The sequence below is a fragment of the Paraburkholderia sp. 40 genome (assembly GCF_050434105.1).
Taxonomy (GTDB): Bacteria; Pseudomonadota; Gammaproteobacteria; order Burkholderiales; family Burkholderiaceae; genus Paraburkholderia; species Paraburkholderia tuberum.
This window is the reverse complement of the sequence record NZ_JBNPVY010000004.1, coordinates 1,166,742-1,189,007: the sequence shown is the minus strand read 5'-3', so window position 1 is coordinate 1,189,007 and position 22,266 is coordinate 1,166,742. Positions and strand designations below refer to the sequence as shown.

General features: G+C 64.9%; 17 protein-coding genes and 1 pseudogene. 15 read left to right on the top strand and 3 right to left on the bottom strand.

The window, feature by feature from the left end; genetic code table 11:
- Together ligA and def are read left to right on the top strand one after the other, a co-directional pair.
- Nucleotides 1-2,064 carry an NAD-dependent DNA ligase LigA gene (ligA, locus tag OKW28_RS27090; RefSeq protein WP_429450296.1) on the top strand — a complete coding sequence of 688 codons (2,064 nt, stop codon included), beginning with the start codon at nucleotides 1-3 and terminating at the stop codon, nucleotides 2,062-2,064.
- A complete protein-coding gene (def, locus tag OKW28_RS27085; RefSeq protein WP_184066191.1) occupies nucleotides 2,064-2,597 on the top strand; it encodes a peptide deformylase in 534 nt (177 codons plus the stop codon). The genes ligA and def overlap by 1 nt, the downstream gene beginning before the upstream one ends.
- Before the next feature lie 96 nt (nucleotides 2,598-2,693).
- Here the strand turns inward: def and OKW28_RS27080 are convergent, their stop codons facing one another.
- The 3 genes from OKW28_RS27080 to map are packed head-to-tail and all read right to left on the bottom strand — an operon-like array spanning nucleotide 2,694 to nucleotide 8,263.
- Nucleotides 2,694-4,838 (bottom strand): pseudouridine synthase, encoded by a 2,145-nt coding sequence (locus tag OKW28_RS27080; protein ID WP_429450294.1) that lies wholly within the window; start codon nucleotides 4,836-4,838, stop codon nucleotides 2,694-2,696.
- 6 nt (nucleotides 4,839-4,844) lie between these two features.
- On the bottom strand, nucleotides 4,845-7,424 hold the full coding sequence (locus tag OKW28_RS27075; protein ID WP_429450292.1) for a [protein-PII] uridylyltransferase: 2,580 nt from the start codon (nucleotides 7,422-7,424) through the stop codon (nucleotides 4,845-4,847).
- Between the two features lie 29 nt (nucleotides 7,425-7,453).
- A complete protein-coding gene (gene map, locus OKW28_RS27070) occupies nucleotides 7,454-8,263 on the bottom strand; it encodes a type I methionyl aminopeptidase (RefSeq protein WP_429450290.1) in 810 nt (269 codons plus the stop codon).
- Nucleotides 8,264-8,814: 551 nt separating this feature from the next.
- Here map and rpsB point away from each other — a divergent pair.
- The 13 genes and pseudogenes from rpsB (at nucleotide 8,815) to lpxA (ending at nucleotide 22,266) form a co-directional block, all read left to right on the top strand.
- Nucleotides 8,815-9,567 carry a 30S ribosomal protein S2 gene (gene rpsB / locus OKW28_RS27065; RefSeq protein WP_013089705.1) on the top strand — a complete coding sequence of 251 codons (753 nt, stop codon included), beginning with the start codon at nucleotides 8,815-8,817 and terminating at the stop codon, nucleotides 9,565-9,567.
- A 216-nt stretch (nucleotides 9,568-9,783) separates the two neighbouring features.
- A complete protein-coding gene (tsf, locus tag OKW28_RS27060; RefSeq protein WP_429450288.1) occupies nucleotides 9,784-10,665 on the top strand; it encodes a translation elongation factor Ts in 882 nt (293 codons plus the stop codon).
- A gap of 222 nt (nucleotides 10,666-10,887) precedes the next feature.
- Nucleotides 10,888-11,601 carry a UMP kinase gene (gene pyrH, locus OKW28_RS27055; RefSeq protein ID WP_090800588.1) on the top strand — a complete coding sequence of 238 codons (714 nt, stop codon included), beginning with the start codon at nucleotides 10,888-10,890 and terminating at the stop codon, nucleotides 11,599-11,601.
- A 97-nt stretch (nucleotides 11,602-11,698) separates the two neighbouring features.
- The gene (gene frr, locus OKW28_RS27050; protein ID WP_233801920.1) at nucleotides 11,699-12,259 is read left to right on the top strand and encodes a ribosome recycling factor; all 561 of its coding nucleotides are present in this window, start codon (nucleotides 11,699-11,701) and stop codon (nucleotides 12,257-12,259) included.
- 62 nt (nucleotides 12,260-12,321) lie between these two features.
- Entirely contained in the window at nucleotides 12,322-13,101 is a 780-nt protein-coding gene (gene uppS / locus OKW28_RS27045) for a polyprenyl diphosphate synthase (RefSeq protein WP_184022637.1), read from the top strand.
- Nucleotides 13,095-13,916: a phosphatidate cytidylyltransferase gene (locus tag OKW28_RS27040; protein WP_429450286.1), complete on the top strand. Its 822-nt coding sequence runs from the start codon at nucleotides 13,095-13,097 to the stop codon at nucleotides 13,914-13,916. The genes uppS and OKW28_RS27040 overlap by 7 nt, the downstream gene beginning before the upstream one ends.
- A 10-nt stretch (nucleotides 13,917-13,926) precedes the next feature.
- Nucleotides 13,927-15,132, top strand: coding sequence for a 1-deoxy-D-xylulose-5-phosphate reductoisomerase (locus OKW28_RS27035; protein WP_429450284.1), 1,206 nt, complete (start codon nucleotides 13,927-13,929; stop codon nucleotides 15,130-15,132).
- Between the two features lie 7 nt (nucleotides 15,133-15,139).
- A complete protein-coding gene (gene rseP, locus OKW28_RS27030) occupies nucleotides 15,140-16,534 on the top strand; it encodes an RIP metalloprotease RseP (protein WP_429450282.1) in 1,395 nt (464 codons plus the stop codon).
- 67 nt (nucleotides 16,535-16,601) lie between these two features.
- A pseudogene (gene bamA, locus OKW28_RS27025) lies at nucleotides 16,602-18,906 on the top strand (outer membrane protein assembly factor BamA).
- A gap of 89 nt (nucleotides 18,907-18,995) precedes the next feature.
- Nucleotides 18,996-19,517: an OmpH family outer membrane protein gene (locus tag OKW28_RS27020; protein WP_026225318.1), complete on the top strand. Its 522-nt coding sequence runs from the start codon at nucleotides 18,996-18,998 to the stop codon at nucleotides 19,515-19,517.
- A 95-nt stretch (nucleotides 19,518-19,612) separates the two neighbouring features.
- Entirely contained in the window at nucleotides 19,613-20,725 is a 1,113-nt protein-coding gene (gene lpxD, locus OKW28_RS27015) for a UDP-3-O-(3-hydroxymyristoyl)glucosamine N-acyltransferase (protein WP_429450281.1), read from the top strand.
- A gap of 185 nt (nucleotides 20,726-20,910) precedes the next feature.
- On the top strand, nucleotides 20,911-21,375 hold the full coding sequence (gene fabZ, locus OKW28_RS27010) for a 3-hydroxyacyl-ACP dehydratase FabZ (RefSeq protein WP_006048683.1): 465 nt from the start codon (nucleotides 20,911-20,913) through the stop codon (nucleotides 21,373-21,375).
- A 102-nt stretch (nucleotides 21,376-21,477) separates the two neighbouring features.
- The gene (lpxA, locus tag OKW28_RS27005; protein ID WP_184056892.1) at nucleotides 21,478-22,266 is read left to right on the top strand and encodes an acyl-ACP--UDP-N-acetylglucosamine O-acyltransferase; all 789 of its coding nucleotides are present in this window, start codon (nucleotides 21,478-21,480) and stop codon (nucleotides 22,264-22,266) included.

The window sequence follows — 22,266 nt, the reverse complement described above, 5'->3', positions numbered from 1 at the left end:
ATGGCCCGATCCTCCGTCCCTCCTTCCGCAACCAGCGCTCCGGCCGAGCGGGCCGTGTGGTTGCGCGCGGAACTCGAACGCGCGAACTACGCGTATTACGTGCTCGATCAACCGGACCTGCCGGACGCCGAGTACGACAAGCTGTTCAAGGAGCTGGAGCGCATCGAGGCCGAGCATCCCGATCTGATCGTGCCGGATTCGCCAACGCAGCGCGTCGGCGGCGAGGCCGCGAGCGGTTTCGAGCCGGTCGTGCACGATCTGCCGATGCTGTCGTTGAACAACGGTTTCGCCGACGAAGACATCGTCGCGTTCGACAAGCGCATCGGCGACGCGCTCGGCAACAACGCGAGCGAGCCGCCGGTCCCCGTCGACTACGCGGCCGAGCTGAAATTCGACGGCCTCGCGATCTCGCTGCGCTACGTCGACGGCGTGTTCGTGCAGGCCTCCACGCGCGGTGACGGCACAACCGGCGAGAACGTCACCGAAAACGTCCGCACGATCCGCTCGATTCCGTTGAGGCTGAAGGGTAAGCGCGTGCCGCGCGTGCTCGACGTGCGCGGCGAAGTGCTGATGTTCAAGCGCGATTTCGAGCGCCTGAACGAACGCCAGCGCAGCGCCGAACAACGCGAATTCGCGAACCCGCGCAACGCGGCGGCGGGCAGCTTGCGGCAGCTCGATTCGAAGATCACCGCGCAGCGGCCGTTGTCGTTTTTCGCGTATGGCATCGGCGTGCTCGAAGGCATCGAGATGCCGGCCACCCATAGCGAACTGCTCGACTGGTACAAGGAGATGGGCTTGCCGGTCAATGGCGAGCGCGCGGTCGTGCAGGGCGCCGAAGGCCTGCTCGGCTTCTTCCACGCGGTCGGCGAGAAGCGCGACAGGCTCCCCTACGACATCGACGGCGTGGTCTACAAGGTCAACCGGCGCGACGAGCAGGATGCGCTCGGTTTCGTGTCGCGCGCGCCGCGCTTCGCGCTCGCGCACAAATTCCCCGCGCAGGAAGCGTTGACGAAGCTGGTCGCGATCGACGTGCAGGTCGGCCGCACCGGCGCGATCACGCCGGTCGCGCGGCTGGAACCGGTGTTCGTCGGCGGCGCGACGGTCACGAACGCGACCTTGCACAACGAGGATGAAGTGCGCCGCAAGGACATCCGCATCGGCGACACAGTGATCGTGCGGCGCGCCGGCGACGTGATTCCGGAGGTGGTCAACGCGCTGCTCGAGCGTCGTCCGGCCGACGCGCGCGAGTTCGTGATGCCGACGCAGTGCCCGGTGTGCGGTTCGGCGATCGAGCGGCTGCCCGACGAGGCGATCGCGCGCTGCACGGGCGGGCTCTTCTGTCCGGCGCAGCGCAAGCAGGCGTTGTGGCACTTCGCGCAGCGGCGCGCGCTCGACATCGACGGCCTCGGCGAGAAGATCATCGATCAACTGGTCGAACAGAACCTGGTGCGCACGCCGGCCGATCTGTTTAATCTCGGCTTCACGACGCTCGCGGAACTCGACCGCTTCGCCGAAAAGTCCGCGCAGAACCTGCTCGACTCGCTCGACAAGGCCAGGCACACGTCGCTCGCGCGCTTTATCTACGCATTGGGGATTCGCCATGTCGGCGAATCGACCGCGAAGGATCTCGCGAAGCACTTCGGCTCGCTCGATCCGATCATGGATGCGTCGCTGGAGGAACTGCTCGAAGTCAACGACGTGGGGCCGGTCGTCGCCGAATCGATCCACCAGTTCTTCGCCGAGGACCACAACCGCACGGTGATCGAACAGCTGCGCGCGCCGGGCAAGGTCACGTGGCCCGAGGGGCCGCCAGCGCCGAAGGCGCCGCAGGGCGTGCTGGCCGGGCAGACGGTCGTGCTGACCGGTACGCTGCCAAACCTGTCGCGCGAGGACGCGAAGGAAATGCTCGAGGCGGCCGGCGCGAAGGTGGCGGGGTCGGTATCGAAGAAAACCAGTTACGTGGTGGCGGGGGCCGACGCGGGCAGCAAACTTTCGAAGGCCGAGGAACTCGGCATCCCCGTACTCGACGAAGATGGTATGCGCAAGCTCCTGGAGGGGCACTGATGATTCACGACATTCTGAAGATGGGCGATCCGCGCCTGCTGCGAATCGCCGAGCCGGTCGTTCACTTCGACACGCCCGAGCTGCACCGGCTCGTGGAAGACATGTTCGAGACCATGCACGCGGCGAACGGCGCGGGTCTCGCCGCGCCGCAGATCGGCGTCGATCTGCAGGTGGTGATCTTCGGCTTCGGTTCGAACGAGCGCTATCCGGACGCGCCGCCGGTGCCCGAAACGGTGCTGATCAACCCGACCGTCACGCCGGTCTCGCAGGACATGGAAGAAAGCTGGGAAGGTTGCCTGTCGGTGCCGGGGCTGCGCGGCGTGGTGAGCCGGTTTTCGATGATCCGTTATCACGGCTTCGATCAGTTCGGCAATCCGATCGACCGGGTCGCCGAGGGTTTTCACGCACGGGTTGTGCAGCACGAATGCGATCATCTGATCGGCAAACTGTATCCGATGCGGATTACCGATTTCTCGAAGTTCGGCTTTACGGAGGTCCTGTTCCCGGATCTCGATACGAATAGCGACGACTGACACAGCTGCCGCCAACAAAAAACCCACGCCAAAGTGCGTGGGTTTTTTGTTGTGCCGATGCGCCCGCTCTCAGCAAGGAGGCGCATTGGACGGACCTCAGAACGACTCGTCTTCCGACAGATAGCGCCACTGTCCCGGCGGCAGCGCGCCGAGCATCACCTGGCCCATGCGCACGCGCTTCAGGCCCACCACCTCGAGACCGACCAGTTCGCACATGCGGCGAATCTGACGCTTCTTGCCTTCGCGCAGCACGAAACGCAGCTGCTCGCCGTTCTGCCAGCTGACCTGCGCGGGCTTCAGCGCGACGTCGTCGAGCGACAGGCCGTGGCGCAGCAGCGCGAGTTTTTCGGCCGGGAAATGGCTTTCGACGTCGACCGTGTGATCGCCGTAGGCGACGCGCACCAGATACTCCTTGTCCACGTCCGAGTGACCGCCGATCAGTTGCTTCGCGATGCGGCCGTCCTGCGTCAGCACGAGCAGGCCCGTCGAATCGATGTCGAGACGCCCGGCCGGCGCGAGCTGGCGCAGATGCGACGCCGAGAAGGGGATCCCCGAACGGTCGCCTTCCCAGCGATTCTCCGGCGTGACGAGCGTGATGGCCGGCTGATAGCCGTCCTCCGCCTGGCCAGACACGAGCCCGACCGGCTTGTGAACGATCACGGTCACCTGGCTCGACTGAAAGGCTTCGGCGGCCGGGTCGATGTCGATGCGCTGATCCGGGAACACCTTCGTGCCGAGCGTATCGACGCGCTCGCCGTCGACCATGACCCAGCCTTTCTCGATCCATTCGTCGGCCTCGCGACGCGAGCACAGGCCGAGCTTGGACATCAGCTTGGACAGACGCAGCATGCCCGGCGCGTCTTCGCGATCGCGGCGGGGCGGGTGCGGGGTGTCGATGGTGGTGTCGACGGGGCGGGCGGTTGCTGATGCCGAGGCTCGCGGCTTGGCGGCGCGGGTTGGTCGGTCGTCGCCGAAGCGGCGTTTCGGGGCCGGCAACGTGTCGTCGAAGCTGCGCGCAGGGCGCTCGCGACGCTCGGTGCGTTCGCCGTGGCCGCCTTTTGCCGGCTTCGCGAAGCTGCGCTCGCCACGCTCGCTTTCGAAGCGGCGCGAGGTGCTGTCGCCGCGCGCGCCTCGATCGCCACCGCGACGCTCCTGCGGCTCACCGCGATCGCTACCGAAGCGCGGACGGTCGGCGGCCTCGCGCTCCCGGCGCACCGGACGATCGCCACGCGCGCCGCCTTCCGACGGCCTGCCTGTGCCTGGACGCGGACCGCTGAACGGACGGCGTTCGCCGGCGTCGCGGCCCGGTGCGCGCTCACCAAAACTGCGCGGTGCGCGCTCGCCGCGCTCCGCATTGCCCTCGAAACGACGGGGTGCGCGTTCGCCACGCTCGCCGAATTCGCGCCGAGGAGCGCGTTCGCCACGCTCAGCGTTGCCTTCGAAACGACGGGGTGCGCGTTCGCCACGCTCGCCGAATTCGCGCCGAGGGGCACGTTCGCCACGCTCAGCGTTGCCTTCGAAACGACGCGGCGCGCGTTCAGTCCGTTCGCCGAATTCGCGCCGAGGAGCGCGTTCGCCACGCTCAGCGCTGCCTTCGAAACGACGCGGCGCGCGTTCAGTCCGTTCGCCGAATTCGCGCCGAGGAGCACGTTCGCCACGCTCAGCGTTGCCTTCGAAACGACGCGGCGCGCGTTCAGTCCGTTCGCCGAATTCGCGCCGAGGCGCACGTTCGCCACGCTCAGCGTTGCCTTCGAAACGACGCGGCGCGCGTTCAGTCCGTTCGCCGAATTCGCGTCGAGGCGCACGTTCGCCACGTTCAGCGCTGCCTTCGAAACGACGCGGCGCGCGTTCAGTCCGTTCGCCGAATTCGCGCCGAGGCGCCCGTTCGCCACGCTCGGCGCCGCCCTCAAAACGACGCGGCGCGCGTTCTCCGCGCTCGCCTCCCTGAGCCGCACCTTCGAAGCGGCGCGGTGCGCCCGCGGCAGCCGCGCCCCGTTCGCGCACGCCCGACCCTTCGGCACGCGGCGCGCGTGCACCGGCGCCCGCCGGCTTCGCACCGACCGGCCGCTTCGCGCCACCACCCGTCGATGCCGCGCCTTCGCGCTTCGCGCCGGCCTCGGCCTCGAATGGCTTCGGCCGCGCTGGACGGGTCGGCTTACGCGCCGACGCGCTGCCGGGGCGGACAGGGGCGCGTTCGGACGACGCCGGCCGCGGATGCTTCGCTGTTAATTTGATTCGCATGAAATCTCACACTGCGATCGCGCGCAGTAGTTCGGTCTCGACCTGAATTTGCAGGCGGTTGTCCGACAGGCTGTGTCCTTCGAGCAGAAACACGTCCTCGACGCGTTCGCCGAGCGTATTGATCCGCGCCGAGGCGACGCCGACCCGGTGCTCAGCCAGCACGCGCGCGATCGAATAAAGAAGGCCCGGCCGGTCGTTCGCCGACACGGACAGGATGTAGTATTGGCCGCGCTCATCGGCCCGCAGGTCGACGCGCGGCGTAATGGGGAAGGTGCGCGATAGCCGTGACAGCCGGCCCTTCGACGGTCCCGGCAGCAAGGTGCCGTGGCCCGCGAGGCGCGCGGTCAGCTCCTGCTCGACCAGATTGGCGATGTCGCGATAGTGCACGTCCTCTTCGGTATGCGCGACGAGGAAGTTGTCGAGCGCGTAGCCATGGCGCGTCGTGCTGACGCGCGCATCGAGCACCGACAGGCCGTTGCGGTCGAAATACGCGCAGATGCCCGCGAACAGATCGGGCTGGTCCTTCACGTAGACGAGCACCTGCAGTGCCTCGCCGATCGGCGACGGCCGCGCGCGTACGAGCGGCGTCGGCGTTTCGACGTGGCGGTACAGCACGCGCGTCTGCCACGCGATGTCCGCCGCGTCGTGGCGCAGGAAATAGCCGACGTCCAGCCTGTCCCACAGCGCCCGTTGCGCGCCTTCCGGCACGGTTTCGAGACGCAGCAGCGCGAGCGCCTCTTCCTGGCGCGACTTCAGCTCGGAATGCTCGTCCGGCTGGGCACCGCCAAGCACGGCGAGCGTGGTGCGGTAGAGGTCTTCGAGCAGCTTGCCTTTCCACGTGTTCCAGACCTTCGGGCTGGTGCCGCGGATGTCGGCGACGGTCAGCAGATAGAGCGCGGTCAGGCGGCGCTCGGTGCCGACCAGCTCGGCGAAGCGCTTGATCACTTCAGGGTCGCTCGTGTCCTGCTTCTGCGCGACCTGGCTCATCGTCAGATGCTGCTTCACGAGCCACACGACCAGCTCGCCATCCTCGCCTTCGATGCCGTGCTGGCGGCAGAAGCGCCGTGCGTCGGCCATGCCCAGCGTGGAATGATCGCCGCCGCGGCCCTTCGCGATGTCATGAAACAGCGCGGCCACGTACAGCACCCACGGCCGGTCGAAGTTGACGATCAACTGGCTGCAGAACGGGTATTCGTGCGCATGCTCGGCGACCGCGAAGCGGCGCAGATTGCGCAGCACCATCAGGATGTGCTGATCGACCGTGAACACGTGGTACAGGTCGTGCTGCATCTGCCCGACGATGCGCCGGAAATTCAGCAGATAACGCCCGAGCACGCTCGTCTGGTTCATCAACCGGAACGCATGCGTGATACCGGCCGGCTGCTTCAGGATTTCCATGAAGAGCCGGCGATTTTCCGGATCGCGCCGCCAGTGCTGGTCCATCACGTCGCGGGCGTTGTAGATCGCGCGCAGCGTGCGCGCCGACAGTCCCTTCACGCCGGGGGTGCGCTCGTATAGCAGGAACGCCTCGAGGATCGCATTCGGCTCGCGCTGGAACACGTCGTCGGAGGCGATTTCGAGCATGCCCTGCTTTTCGACGAAGCGATCCGACAGCACGCGCGTGATGCCGCTCGTGCTCGGAAACAGCTGCGCCTCGATGTTCTGGATCAGGATCGTCGCGAGTTGCGTGACCGCTTTCGCGGCCCAGTAGTAGCGGCGCATCAGCTGCTCGCTCGCGCGCTTGGTCGCGGTCGGCTTGAGGCCGAAGCTTTCCGCGACCGGCGTCTGCAGGTCGAACACCAGGATGTCCTGGCGGCGCCCGGCGATCACGTGCAGCCGCGCACGCAGCGACTTCAGAAAGCCTTCGTTGTGGCGCAGCTCGCGCGCCTCGCGCTCGGTGATGAGTCCGCGTGCTTCGAGTTCGCGCCAGCTGCTGCCGAAGCCGGCCGCCTGTGTGATCCACAGGATCAGTTGCAGGTCGCGCAGCCCGCCCGGGCTTTCCTTGATGTTCGGCTCGAGCGCGTAGGGCGTGTCCTGAAACTTCGCGTGACGCTGGCGCATTTCGAGCACCTTCGCCTGGAAGAACGCCTTCGGGTCGAGCGCCGCACGGTAGCGCCGAGCGAAATCGTCGAACAGTGCGGTGCTGCCGGTGATGCGGCGCGCTTCCAGCAGCGAGGTACGCACCGTGACGTCGTTGGCCGCTTCCTCGATGCATTGCGACACGCTGCGCACGCTGCTGCCGAGTTCCAGCCCGAGATCCCACGCGAGACTGATGAAGCGCTCGACGCGCGCGTCCAGATGCTCGAGCCGCGCGTCGGGCAACAGCACCAGGATGTCGATGTCGGAGTGCGGCGCGAGTTCGCCGCGCCCATAGCCGCCAACCGCGACCAGCGCGAGGTCGTCGGGCAGCTCGCAGGTGTCCCAGGCGGCGCGCAGCGAATGGTCCGTGGCGCGCGCGAGGGCGGCCATCAACGCGTCGACGTTGGTGGCCGATCGGAAGCGTTCCAGCAACTGGGCTTTGGCCACTTTGTAGTCCGCCTTGAGCGACGAGGCATGGGAGGGGGCGACGGCTGGAACGCTACTCATTGGCAGGAAGGCGGTGTGGTCGGAATCGGTCAGGCCGTGGCCGCGACCACGGGCGGACGCGCGGGCGTGCCGGCCGACACGGTCAGCACGTCGTAGCCGGTCTCGGTGACGAGCACCGTGTGCTCCCACTGCGCGGACAGGCTGCGGTCCTTGGTCTTGACGGTCCACTGGTCGGGCATCGTGCGGATGTCACGGCGGCCGGCGTTAATCATCGGCTCGATCGTGAAGATCATACCGGCCTGCAGTTCGAACCCGGTGCCGGGGCGACCGTAGTGCAGGATCTGCGGATCTTCGTGGAATACGGTGCCGATGCCGTGTCCGCAATATTCGCGCACCACGCTGTAGCCGAGGCCTTCGGCGTGCTTCTGGATCGCATAGCCGATGTCGCCGAGATGCGCGCCGGGTCGCACCTGGTCGATGCCGAGCCACATGCATTCGAAAGTGGCTTGCACGAGGCGCTTTGCCATGATCGACCCTTCGCCGACGATGAACATGCGGCTCGTGTCGCCGAAATAGCCGTCCTTGATCACGGTGACGTCGATGTTCAGCGCGTCGCCGGTTTTGAGCGCCTTGTCGCCCGGAATGCCGTGGCAGATCACGTCGTTGACGGAAATGCAGGTGGCTTTCGGGTAGGGCGGGTAGCCGGGCGGCTGGTAATTCAGCGGCGCGGGGACCGTGCCCTGGTCCTTCAGCATGTATTCGTGACAAAGATGGTCGAGCTCGCCAGTGGTGACGCCGGCCTTGACGAACGGCGTGATGTAGTCGAGCACTTCGCTCGCGAGCCGGCAGGCGACGCGCATCTTCGCGATATCGTCTTCGTTTTTGATGGTGATAGCCATGGTTTCCTCGGAAGCCTTGCTGGATAAGGCTTGCTGGGTGTTGCGGTGGCCGGGCGGAGGGGCGTCTGCCGGGCACGGAATGCCGGTCGATCCTTAACGCCCCCCGCGCGTGGCGGAATCGAGCCATTTTACAGCAGTGGGGGCCGGGTCGTTGCGCTGGATCGGGCGGCAAGGGCGAAAAGCGCCAGAATCGGCAAATTGGCGGCCCAAAGGACGCCAGGCCGGGCTTCGGTCCCGGCGGCGCGGTCCCGTGCGTAGGACCATCGGCCGGTGGTCGGGCCGGTTGAGTCAGTCGGTCGTCGCGTGCTATACTGTTCGGCTAAGTCGGTCCTAGTCCGCTTTTATTCGCGAGTCCGCAAATTCGCGCATGGCAGCTGGGCGGAGCGGCTTCTCGCGGCACTCCGGTTGTTGGGTGTCGTGAGTTGGAGAAAGTCGTGTCAGGCAACCAATTCGCAAGCCGGCGCACCCAGGGTGTCGTCGCGTTCCCAAGGTAGAGGCGGGCGCGGCCGATACGGCAGCCGGTTTAAGACCCAACCCTCGTGGAGAATTTCATGGCAGTTACGATGCGTCAAATGCTGGAAGCAGGTGTCCACTTCGGTCACCAGACCCGCTTCTGGAACCCGAAGATGGCCCCCTTCATTTTCGGTCATCGCAACAAGATTCACATCATCAACCTCGAAAAGACGCTGCCGATGTACAACGACGCGCTGAAGTACGCGCGTCAGCTGGCATCGAACCGCGGCACGATCCTGTTCGTCGGTACGAAGCGTCAATCGCGTGACACGATCGCCCAGGAAGCGCAGCGCGCTGGTATGCCGTTCGTGAACGCGCGCTGGCTCGGCGGCATGCTGACCAACTTCAAGACGCTGAAGGTTTCGATCAAGCGCCTGAAGGACATGGAGGCGGCGCTGGAAGCCGGTGAAACCGAGCGCATGAGCAAGAAGGAAGCGCTTCTGTTCGAACGTGAAATGGCCAAGCTGCAGAAGTCGATCGGCGGCGTGAAGGACATGGGCGGCATTCCGGACGCGATCTTCGTGGTTGACGTCGGCTACCACAAGATTGCCGTGACCGAAGCAAACAAGCTCGGCATTCCGGTCATCGCCGTGGTCGATACGAACCACTCGCCGGAAGGTGTGGACTACGTGATCCCGGGTAACGACGACGCCAGCAAGGCCGTCGCCCTGTACGCGGCTGGCGTGGCCGATGCGATCCTCGAAGGCCGTGCCAACGCGGTCAACGAAGTGGTCCAGGCTGCGCGTGGCGGCGACGGCGACGAGTTCGTCGAGGTCAACCCGGAAGCGTAAGGCTGCCCAGTGTCCGGCATAAAAGGGGGCTTTCTACAGGCCCCCTTTTTTTAAGTCGCGACGTCTATGACAGTTGTTGTAATGGGCATCTGGCAGAGTGCTCGAGGCGACGCGAGGCGCGTCGCTCACAAAATGCGCGAAAACGCTGAAACGAATTCCTGCCGCCGGCATCGAAATGCGGGCGGCGTGTGACAGACAGAACTCAAGGAGCAAATGATGGCGGCAATTACCGCAAGCATGGTTGCAGAACTGCGCGCGAAGACCGACGCGCCGATGATGGAATGCAAGAAGGCGCTGACGGAAGCCGACGGCGATCTGGCGCGCGCTGAAGAACTGCTGCGCGTGAAGCTCGGCAACAAGGCGAGCAAGGCGGCATCGCGCGTGACGGCCGAAGGCGTCGTCGCATCGTTCATCAACGGCAACGCTGGTTCGCTCGTCGAGCTGAACTGCGAAACCGACTTCGTCTCGAAGAACGACGACTTCCTCGCGTTCTCGAAGAAGATCGCCGAACTCGTCGCGACGCAAAACCCGGCTGACGTCGCGGCGCTGTCAGCCCTGCCGCTCGACGGCCAAACCGTCGACGCAGCGCGCCTCGCGCTGGTCGGCAAGATCGGCGAAAACCTGTCGATCCGCCGTTTCGTGCGCTTCGACACCGCGAACAAGCTGGCGGCGTACCTGCACGGCACGCGCATCGGCGTGCTGGTCGAGTACACCGGCGCGGACGAACAGGTCGGCAAGGACGTGGCGATGCACATCGCCGCGATGAAGCCGGTTTCGCTGTCGTCGGACGACGTGCCGGCGGACCTGATCGCCAAGGAACGCAGCATCGCTGAACAGAAGGCCGCCGAATCTGGCAAGCCGGCTGAAATCGTCGCGAAGATGGTCGACGGCAGCGTGCAGAAGTACCTGAAGGAAGTGTCGCTGCTGAACCAGACGTTCGTGAAGAACGACAAGCAGACGATCGAGCAGATGCTGAAAGCGGGCAACTCGAGCGTGCAGAAGTTCGCGCTGTTCGTGGTCGGCGAAGGCATCGAGAAGAAGCAGGACGACTTCGCAGCGGAAGTGGCCGCCCAGGTCGCTGCTGCAAAGCAACAATAAGCGTTACCTAAGCTTCACCGCCGTACCGTTTGGACCCGCGGCGAGGCAAGACCTCGCCGCGGTCGACAGCGCCGCAAGGCCGCGCACGAGTTGACCCTCGCCGCGCAGCCGCCGCTGGCGAACCTCAGGGTTCGCCAATTTGGCGGTGCTTGCCCGAATCAGCATTTCACCCCTACATTAGTCCCTTGTTGTTGCCCTGTTCTGCGCGATCTGGATACCCCTATGCCCACTGCCTATAAACGCGTCCTGCTCAAACTCTCCGGTGAAGCTCTGATGGGCGACGATGCCTTCGGCATCAATCGCGGAACCATCGAACGAATGGTGGCGGACGTGGCCGAAGTGGTCCGTCTCGGAACGCAACTGGCCGTGGTGATCGGCGGCGGCAATATTTTTCGCGGCGTCGCGGGCGGTGCGGCGGGTATGGACCGCGCAACGGCCGACTACATGGGTATGCTCGCCACGATGATGAACGCGCTGGCGCTGCAGGACGCGATGCGTCACGCCGGCATCGAGGCGCGCGTGCAATCGGCGCTGCGCATGGACCAGGTCGTCGAGCCGTACATCCGGCCCCGCGCGATCCGCCAGCTCGAGGAAGGCAAGGTCGTGATCTTCGCGGCCGGCACCGGCAACCCGTTCTTCACGACCGACACGGCCGCTGCATTGCGCGGCGCGGAAATCGGCGCGGAAGTGGTGCTGAAGGCGACCAAGGTGGACGGCGTCTATTCGGCCGATCCCAAGAAGGATTCGAGCGCGACCCGCTATAGCACGATCAGCTTCGACGAGGCAATCGGCCGCAATCTGCAGGTGATGGACGCGACGGCTTTCGCTCTGTGCCGCGACCAGAAGCTGCCGATCCGCGTGTTTTCGATCGTCAAACCCGGTGCGCTCAAGCGCATCGTGCTAGGTGAGGACGAGGGCACCCTCGTCCACGTGTAAACTTCGTTTACATTACGTGGGCTTTGACGCGAGCCCGGGCCGCCGCATCGCGCGCGCCGGGCGGCTCGCACCGTTTTGAAGGTTCGGAGGTTTAAAAATGTCTGTGGCTGATATCAGGAAGGGCGCTGAACAGAAGATGCAGCGCTCCATCGACGCGTTCAAGAACGACCTGTCGAAGATCCGCACGGGCCGTGCGCACACGGGCCTGCTCGATCATATCCAGTGCGACTACTATGGTTCGCCGGTGCCGATTTCGCAGGTCGCGAACCTGACGCTGATCGACGCGCGCACGATCGGCGTGCAGCCGTGGGAAAAGAAGATGATCCAGGTCGTCGAAAAGGCGATCCGCGAGTCGGATCTCGGTCTGAACCCAGCTACGCATGGCGATGTGATCCGCGTACCGATGCCAGCGTTGACCGAAGAGCGTCGCCGCGAGCTGACCAAGGTCGTTCGCAGCGAAGCCGAAACGGCCAAGGTGGCTGTGCGCAACCTGCGCCGCGACGCCAACGAGCAACTGAAGAAACTCGTCAAGGACAAGGAAATCTCGGAAGACGACGAGCGTCGTGCCGGTGACGACGTCCAGAAGCTGACGGACAAGTTCGTCGCCGAAATCGACAAGCTCGTCACAACGAAAGAAGCCGAGATCATGACGGTCTGACGCCGTTCGGCTCAGCACCTTCTGATTTCCACTTCTTTACTGGCATTACTGTCCCGACGGCCATGACCTATACCAGCTCAACCGTGCGCGTGCCTGAAGTCGCCGCGGTGCCGCGACATATCGCGATCATCATGGATGGCAACGGCCGTTGGGCCACGCAGCGACGTCTGCCCCGCGTGGCGGGCCATACGCGCGGCGTCGACGCGGTGCGGGCGGCCGTCGAGGCGTGCGCGCGGCGGGGCGTCGAATATCTGACGCTGTTCGCGTTCAGCTCGGAGAACTGGCGCCGTCCGAACGAGGAGGTATCGTTCCTGATGCGCCTGTTCGTCACCGCGCTCGAGCGCGAGATCGGCAAGTTGCACGCGAACGGTATCCGATTGCGCGTGGTCGGCGATCTCGAGCGTTTCGACGACAAGATCCGCGATCTGATCAAGCGCGCGGAAACCAAGACCGCGCGCAACACCCGTCTCACGCTGACCATCGCCGCGAACTACGGCGGGCGCTGGGACATCATGCAGGCCACCCGCAAGCTCGTCGAGCAAGCGGCGGCGGGCAAGCCGGTCGAGGTCAACGAGGACGCGTTCGCCGAGCACCTGTCGATGGCCTACGCACCCGAGCCGGACCTGTTCATCCGCACCGGCGGCGAGCGCCGCGTCAGCAACTTCCTGCTGTGGCAGCTTGCCTACACCGAGTTCTATTTCACCGACACGTTCTGGCCGGATTTCGACGCCGACGCGCTCGGTCACGCCATCGCTTCGTACACGGAGCGGGAACGCCGCTTCGGCCGCACCAGTGCTCAGCTTGAGCCGCAATCGCAGAACGTCGATTCGCTTCCATGCTAAAGACCCGTGTCATCACGGCGATCGTGTTGCTGGCAGTGTTCCTGCCCGTCACGCTGTTCGCGCCTGTCGGCGCATTCGGCGCGCTGATCGCTTTCGTCGTCGTGTTCGCCGCGTGGGAGTGGGCGCGCCTGCTGAAGCTCGGTGGCGCGGGTCCGGTGCTGTACGCGCTCGTCGCGGCACTCGGACTCGTCACCAGTACGCGGGTGGGCATCGGCACCGAGCCTGCGCGGCCGTTCTTCCAGGCGGCGGCGATTTTCTGGGTGATCGCCGGTCCATTCGTGCTGCTGCGCAAGCCCGTGCTCGCGCAGGGCGCGTGGCGCGCGTTTCTGTTTCTTGCCGGAATCGTCGGTTTCATCGCGTGCTGGCATGCTCTCGTCGCCGCGCGCATGCAGGGTGTGCCGTTCGTGCTGTCGCTGCTGCTATTGGTATGGCTCGCCGATATCGGCGCATACTTCTCCGGGAAGGCATTTGGCAAGCACAAGCTGGCGCCAGCGATCAGTCCGGGTAAAACCTTGGAGGGGGCGATCGGCGGCTGGCTGCTGGTCATGATCGTCGCGGCGGCGGCGATCTTTTTGCACGCGTTCGAGCCGACCCTGTATTCTGCGCTGCTGGCGCAACTGGGTGCGCTGCGCACGGTGCTCGCGCTGACCCTGCTGGTGGTTTTCAGCGTGGTCGGTGACCTGTTCGAATCGATGATGAAACGTCAGGCCGGCGTCAAAGACTCGAGCGGCCTGTTGCCGGGGCACGGCGGCGTGCTCGATCGCATCGACGCGTTGATGCCGGTGCTGCCGCTCGCCATGCTGCTGCTCGGCTAGAGAAAGAGATATGCAAAAACGTCTGACATTGCTCGGTTCCACGGGCTCGATTGGAGACAGTACGCTCGACGTGGTCGCGCGTCATCCCGAGCGTTTTTCGATTTACGCGCTGAGCGCGCATCGCAACGGCGACAAGCTCGTCGGGCAATGCCTGCGCTTCGCGCCCGAAGTAGCGGTGGTCGGCGACGCTGACACGGCCGCGAAGGTCGCCGCGAAGCTGCGCGAAGCGGGCAGCAAGACCGAGGTCACGTACGGGCCGCAGGCGCTCGTCGACGTCGCGAAGAGCGAGGGCTGCGACACGGTGGTCGCGGCGATCGTCGGCGCGGCCGGTCTCGCGCCGAGCCTTGCCGCGGCGCGCGCCGGCAAGCGAATCCTGCTCGCGAACAAGGAAGCGCTGGTGATGTCCGGCGCGATCTTCATGGACGCGGTGCGCGACCACGGCGCGGTGCTGCTGCCGGTCGACAGCGAACATAACGCGATTTTCCAATGCCTGCCGCGTGAAGCGTCGCTGCATGGCGGCGTTTCAAAGATCATCCTGACCGCATCGGGCGGCCCGTTCCGCACGCGCGAACCGGCCACGCTCGTCGACGTGACGCCTGACGAAGCCTGCAAGCATCCGAACTGGGTGATGGGCCGCAAGATCTCGGTCGACTCGGCCACGATGATGAACAAGGGCCTCGAAGTGATCGAGGCGCACTGGCTGTTCAGCCTGCCCGGCGAGCGCATCGACGTGCTGATCCATCCGCAGAGCGTGATTCATTCGCTGGTGTCGTACGCGGACGGTTCGGTGCTCGCGCAACTCGGCAACCCCGACATGCGCACGCCGATCGCGCACGCGCTCGCGTTTCCGGATCGCGTCGATTCCGGGGTCGCGCAGCTCGATCTCGCGGAGATCGCGTCGCTGTCGTTCGAAAAACCCGACTACGCGCGCTTCCCGTGCCTCGCGCTCGCCATGAAGGCGCTTGCGGAAGGCGGCGTCGCGAGCGCGGCGTTGAACGCCGCGAACGAGATCGCGGTGGAGGCATTTCTCGCGCGCCGCATCGGCTTCATGGCGATCGCCGAGGCGGTCGACTCGGTGCTGAACGCGTTGCCGAACCGCAGCGCGCACGCGCTCGACGACGTCATCGAAGCGGACGCCGCCGCGCGCCGAGCTGCTACCGAATTCATCGCGCGTCTGCCTGACGGCGCCCGTCGCACGGAACGCGCCATCCAGTGAGGCGTTTATGAATCTGCTGATCGAACTGCTCGCTTTCGCGGTTGCGATTGGCGTACTCGTGGTAGTCCACGAGTACGGGCACTACAGCGTCGCGCGTCTGTGCGGCGTGAAGGTGCTGCGCTTTTCGATCGGCTTCGGTAAGCCGCTCGTTCAGTGGGTCAGTCCGAAGACGGGCACCGAGTGGACGATTGCCGCGCTGCCGCTCGGCGGCTATGTGAAGATGCTCGACGAGCGCGAGACCGGCCCCGGTTCGATTCCCGAAGCGGATCTGCCGCATGCGTTCAACCGCCAGTCGGTGTGGAGGCGCTTCGCGATCGTCGCGGCCGGTCCGGTCGCGAATTTCCTGCTCGCAATCGTGCTGTTCGCGCTCGTGTTCGCAACTGGCGTGACCGAACCGGCCGCCGTGATCGCGACACCCGCGCCGAACACGCCGGCCGCGCTGGCGGGCTTCGAGGGCGGCGAGACCATCGTCGGTGTGCGCACCGGCCATAGCGATGAGACCGAGCCGGTGCGGTCGTGGTCGGATCTGCGCTGGAAGCTGCTCGGCGCCGCGTTCGATCAGCAGCGCATCGTGCTCAGTGCAAAGGACGTGCACGGCACGTCCGATTTTCCGATGGACCTGCGCGGCCTCGACGAGAAAGACGTCGACGACGATCTGATGTCGCGCCTCGGCTTCGAGCCCGGCGGCGGCAAGCTGACGGTGGCGGGCGTGCAGGCGGGCAGCGCCGCGCAAAAGGCGGGGCTCGTCGCCGGCGACCGGCTGCGCGCGATCAACGGCACGCCGACCGATAATGCCTCGGCCTTCATCGCTTTTGTAAAATCGCACGTCGGCGTGCCGGTCACGCTGCGGGTGGAGCGCGGCGGCCGTGGCGGTCATGCGGCGGGCGCGTTCGAAGAAATCACCATCGTGCCGCAGCTGCAGCGCGATGCGGCGAGCGGGCAGCAGATCGGCCGCATCGGGGCGGAGCTGGCGACCCAGGTGCCGTCGATCGACGTGCGCTACGGGCCGCTCGAGAGCCTCCACCTCGGCGCGCGCCGTACCTGGGATCTCGCGGTGTACTCGGTCAGGATGTTCGGCCGGATGATCGTCGGCGAGGCGTCGCTGAAGAATCTGTCCGGTCCGGTGACGATTGCCGACTACGCGGGAAAGAGCGCACGTCTGGGTCCTGCCGCGTTTCTGTCGTTCCTGGCCCTTGTCAGCATTAGCCTCGGCGTGCTGAACCTGCTACCAATTCCGGTATTGGATGGGGGTCATCTGTTATATTATTTGGTTGAAGCTGTGACCGGTAAAGTTGTCTCCGATCGCTGGCAACTCGTTTTTCAGAGGGCGGGGCTTGCCTGCATCGTCGCGTTGTCGGCGATTGCGCTGTTCAACGATCTGGCTCGTTTAATCCATTTTTAAAGTGTCCGGCGGCGTTCACGAGGGCGGCCGCCAGGCCTGATGCAGCTATACATACTGGGGAAGCACGTTGTTCAAACCTCATCGCTTTGGTCCAAAGACGGTTGTAGCCGCGGCGTTCGCCGCGCATGGGCTGGTTGCTCACGCAACGACGCCCTTCGTGGTGCAAGACATTCGCATTGAGGGATTGCAACGCGTCGAACCGGGCACGGTGTTCGCGTACCTGCCCATCAAGCAAGGCGATACCTTTTCCGACGACAAGGCGTCCGAAGCGATTCGCGCGCTGTACGCGACGGGCTTCTTCAACGACGTCAAGATCGCGACCGAAGGCAACGTGGTGGTCGTGCAGGTGCAAGAGCGCCCGGCCATCGGCACGATCGACTTCGCCGGTATCCACGAGTTCGACAAGGACAACCTGATCAAGGCGCTGCGCGCGGTCGGGCTGTCGCAAGGCCGCTACTACGACAAGGCCCTCGTCGACAAGGCCGAGCAGGAACTGAAGCGCCAGTATCTGACGCGCGGTTTTTACGCGGCTGAAGTCACCACGACGATCACGCCGATCGACCGCAACCGCGTCGGCATCCTGTTCTCGGTGGCCGAAGGTCCGAGCGCGAAGATCCGTCAGATCAACTTCATCGGCAACAAGACATTCAGCACCGGCACGTTGCGCGACGAAATGCAGTTGTCCACGCCGAACTGGTTCTCGTGGTACACGAAGAACGACCTGTACGCGAAAGACAAACTCACCGGCGACCTCGAGAACGTCCGCTCGTACTACCTGAACCGTGGCTATCTCGAGTTCAGCATCGAATCGACCCAGGTGTCGATTTCGCCGGACAAGAAGGACATGTACCTGACGGTCACGCTGCATGAAGGTCAGCCGTACACGATTTCGAACATCCGCCTCGCCGGCAATCTGCTCGACCGCGAAGCGGAACTGAAGAAGCTGATCAAGATCAAGCCGGGCGACCGCTTCTGCGGCCGAAAAGCTGCAGGCCACCACGAAGGCGATCGTCGACAAGCTCGGCGAGTACGGCTACGCGTTCGCGACCGTCAATGCACAGCCGCAGATTGATCAGAACAACCACACCGTCGACCTGACGCTTCAGGTCGACCCGAGCCGCCGCGTGTACGTGCGCCGCATCAACGTGGTCGGCAACACGCGCACGCGCGACGAAGTGGTGCGCCGCGAAATGCGCCAGCTAGAAAGCTCGTGGTTCGATTCGAACCGTCTCGCGCTGTCGAAGGACCGTATCAACCGTCTCGGCTACTTCACCGACGTCGACGTGACCACGGTGCCGGTCGAAGGCACGCCCGACCAGGTCGACATCGACGTGAAGGTCGCCGAAAAGCCGACCGGCGCGATCACGCTTGGCGCGGGCTTCTCATCGACGGACAAGGTCGTGCTGTCGGCGGGTATTTCGCAGGACAACGTGTTCGGCTCCGGCACGAGCCTCTCGGTGAACATCAATACCGCGAAGACGTACCGTACGCTGACGGTCACGCAGGTCGACCCGTACTTCACGGTGGACGGCATCAAGCGGATCACCGACGTCTACTACCGCACGTACCAGCCGCTGTACTATTCGACCGATTCGAGCTTCAAGATCGTCACGATCGGCGGTGACCTGAAGTTCGGCATTCCGTTCTCCGAAGTCGACACGGTGTTTTTCGGCGTCGGCTTCGAGCAGAACCAGCTCGACATCGACTCAAATACGCCGCAAAGCTATATCGACTACGTGAACCAGTTCGGCCGCGTGTCGAACAACGTACCGCTGACGGTCGGTTGGTCGCGCGACGCGCGTGACAGCGCGCTGGTGCCGAGCCGCGGCTACTTCACGCAGGCGAACGCCGAGTACGGCACGCCGGTCGGGGGCACGCAGTACTACAAGGCCGACATCAACGCGCAGTACTATTACTCGTTCGCGCGTGGCTTCGTGCTGGGCTTCAACTTCCAGGGCGGCTACGGTAACGGCCTCGGCGGCAAGCCTTATCCGATCTTCAAGAACTACTTCGCCGGCGGTATCGGTTCGGTGCGCGGCTACGAGCCGAGCTCGCTCGGTCCGCGAGACGCGAAGACCAACGACCCGATCGGCGGCTCGAAGCTGCTCGTCGGCAATATCGAGCTCACGTTCCCGCTGCCGGGCACGGGCTACGATCGCACGCTGCGTGTGTTCACGTTCCTCGACGCCGGTAACGTGTGGGGAACGGAAGGTAACAGCATCGGCGCAAATGGCCTGCGTTACGGCTACGGTGTGGGTCTCGCGTGGATCTCGCCGATCGGCCCGCTCAAGTTGAGCCTTGGCTTCCCGCTCACGAAGCACACTGGCGACCAGTACCAGAAGTTCCAGTTCCAGATCGGGACGGCGTTCTGATCGGGCGGCGGGTGTTCCCGGCGGCCGGCGTTGCCGGCGGCCGGCTGCGGCGGCGGACCCGGCCAAACTACAGTATCGAGAGGATGACTTTGCTAACCGGTATGTTTTCGAAACGTGTAGCGTGCGCATTGGCGCTGGCAATGACCCTCGGGGTCGGCATGGCGCACGCGCAGGAGGCGAGGATCGCCGCGGTGAATTCCGACCGCATCCTGCGCGAATCGGCGGCGGCGAAAGCCGCGCAGCTGAAGCTCGAGGCCGAATTCGCGAAGCGGGACAAGGATCTCGCCGACATGGCGCAAAAGCTCAAGTCGATGTCCGATGCACTCGACAAGAATGGCGCGACAATGTCGGCGACCGATCGCGCGCAAAAGCAGCGCGACCTGTCGCAGCTCGACTCGGACTTCCAACGCAAGCAGCGTGAGTTCCGCGAAGACCTGAACCAGCGCCGCAACGAGGAACTCGCGGCGGTGCTCGATCGCGCGAACAAGGTCATCAAGCAGATCGCCGAAACGCAGCACTACGATCTGATCGTCCAGGAAGCGGTGTACGTGAGCCCGCGCATCGATATCACCGACCAGGTGCTGAAGGCACTGGCGGCATCGGGCAACTAAGGGCAATTGAGGGCAACTGAGGGTGGCGCACGGCCGCCCCGCACGCCTCGGCGCGCGCCCTCGCAATGATTGAACAGGTTGGAGACAGGATAGGCATGGCATTTGCGCTCGAGGACATCGTCCAGCGATTCGGTGGTGAAGTAGTCGGTAACGGGGCGCAGCGCGTGAGCAGTCTTGCGCCGCTCGACCAGGCAGGCCCGGACCAGTTGGCGTTCCTCGCCAATCCGAAGTATCTGTCGCAGGTCGAAACGACCCGCGCCGGCGCAGTGCTGATCAATGCCGGCGACCTCGCGAAGCTCGCCTCGCGCGAAGGTCGAAACTTCATCGTCACGCCGAATCCCTACGCTTACTTTGCGCGCATCGCGCAAACCTTCATCGACCTGGCCGGGCCGAGGGCGGTCCCCGGCGTGCATCCGAGCGCAACCATCGATCCTTCCGCCCAGGTCGCCGCGAGCGCGGTGATCGGTCCGCGTGTCACCGTGGAAGCGGGCGCAGTGATCGGCGAGTACGCGCGGCTCGACGCCAACGTCGTAATCGGCCGCGGCACCCGCGTCGGGGCGAACTCACATCTGTATCCGAACGTGACCGTGTACCACGGCTGCAAGCTCGGCGAGCGCGTGATCGTCCATGCGGGCGCGGTGATCGGCTCGGACGGCTTCGGCTTCGCACCAGACTTCGTCGGCGAGGGCGACGCGCGCACCGGCAGTTGGGTGAAGATTCCCCAGGTCGGCGGCGTGTCGATCGCGAACGACGTCGAAATCGGCGCGAACACCACGATCGACCGCGGCGCGATGGCCGACACGATCATCGAGGAGTGCGTGAAGATCGACAACCTCGTGCAGATCGGCCACAACTGCAAGGTCGGCGCCTACACGGTGATCGCGGGCTGCGCGGGCATCGCGGGCAGCACGACGATCGGCCGTCATTGCATGATCGGCGGCGCGGTCGGCATTGCCGGACACGTGACGCTCGCCGATTACGTGATCGTCACCGCAAAGTCGGGCGTGTCGAAGTCGCTGCTGAAGCCCGGCATGTACACGAGCGCGTTCCCGGCCGTGAACCACGCGGACTGGAACAAAAGCGCCGCGCTGCTGCGCAATATCGACAAGCTTCGCGATCGCATCAAAGCGCTGGAGAACGCCACCGTCGACAAAGCCGGCAATGCCACTGACGGCGCCGCAGGTCCACCCGCAGGCAACAAGATCTGACAGTTATCCCGGCGACCCATCGGCACCGCGTAAAATAGTGGTCGAGCATCATGAAGCAAAGCCGGTGGCCGTGACCGGGTGGCACGGCCACCGGTCATCAGAGGCGCCGGTCGTGCGCGTTTTCAACCCACCTGCACCAGCATCCGCAGTCATCATCGCGCAGTCAATGCGTGAGCAGAAACACCATGAGCACCGAAAAAATCAATCTCGACATTCATAAGATTCTCACGCTGCTGCCGCATCGTTATCCGATCCTGCTGGTTGACCGGGTGCTCGAACTCGAACCGCACAAGAGCATCAAAGCGTTGAAGAACGTGTCGATCAATGAGCCGTATTTCCAGGGACATTTCCCGACGCGGCCGGTGATGCCAGGCGTGCTGATCCTCGAAGCCCTCGCGCAGACCGCGGCGCTGCTGACGTTCTCGGAAGAACCGAGCGATCCGTCGAACACGCTGTACCTGTTCGTCGGCATCGACAACGCGCGCTTCAAGCGCGTGGTGGAACCGGGCGATCAGCTGATCCTGAACTGCACGTTCGAGCGTCACATGCGCGGCATCTGGAAGTTCAAGGCGCGCGCCGAAGTGGATGGCGTCGTCGCGGCGGAAGCCGATCTGATGTGCGCGGTGCGCCACACGGACAAAGACGCGTAAAGCCCGCGTCGGGGCAGGTCGCGGCGCGGCAAGGCGCGCGCGCGGCGGCCCTGACGGCAAGGCCATCCACACACAACGCAACAGAATCAGAAGCGAGGACGCATGAGCAGGATCCATCCCACCGCGATCATCGAAGCGGGCGCGCAGCTGGACGAATCCGTCGAAGTCGGGCCCTATGCGGTGATCGGCGCACACGTGACGATCGGTGCGCGCAGCACGGTCGGCTCGCACAGCGTGATCGAAGGCTATACCACGCTCGGCGAAGACAACCGCATCGGCCATTACGCATCGGTCGGCGGGCGTCCGCAGGACATGAAGTACCAGGACGAGCCGACCAGGCTCGTGATCGGCAACCGCAACATGATCCGCGAGTTCACGACGATCCACACCGGCACGGTGCAGGACGCGGGCGTCACCACGCTCGGCGACGACAACTGGATCATGGCCTACGTGCACATCGGTCACGACTGCCACGTCGGCAACAACGTGATCCTGTCGAGCAACGCGCAGATGGCCGGTCACGTGACGATCGGCGACTACGCGATCATCGGCGGCATGTCGGGCGTGCATCAGTTCGTGCGCATCGGTGCGCATTCGATGCTCGGCGGCGCGTCGGCGCTCGTGCAGGACGTGCCGCCGTACGTGATCGCCGCGGGCAACAAGGCCGAGCCGCACGGCATCAACGTCGAAGGGCTGCGCCGCCGCGGCTTCTCGGCCGACGCGATCTCGGTGCTGCGCACCGCGTATCGCGTGCTGTACAAGAACGGCCTGTCGCTCGAAGAAGCGAAGGTGCAACTGAAGGAACTCGGTTCGGCCGGCGGTGACGGCGACGCCCCGGTGCAGACGCTGCTCGCGTTCGTCGAAGCGTCGCAGCGCGGCATCATCCGCTAA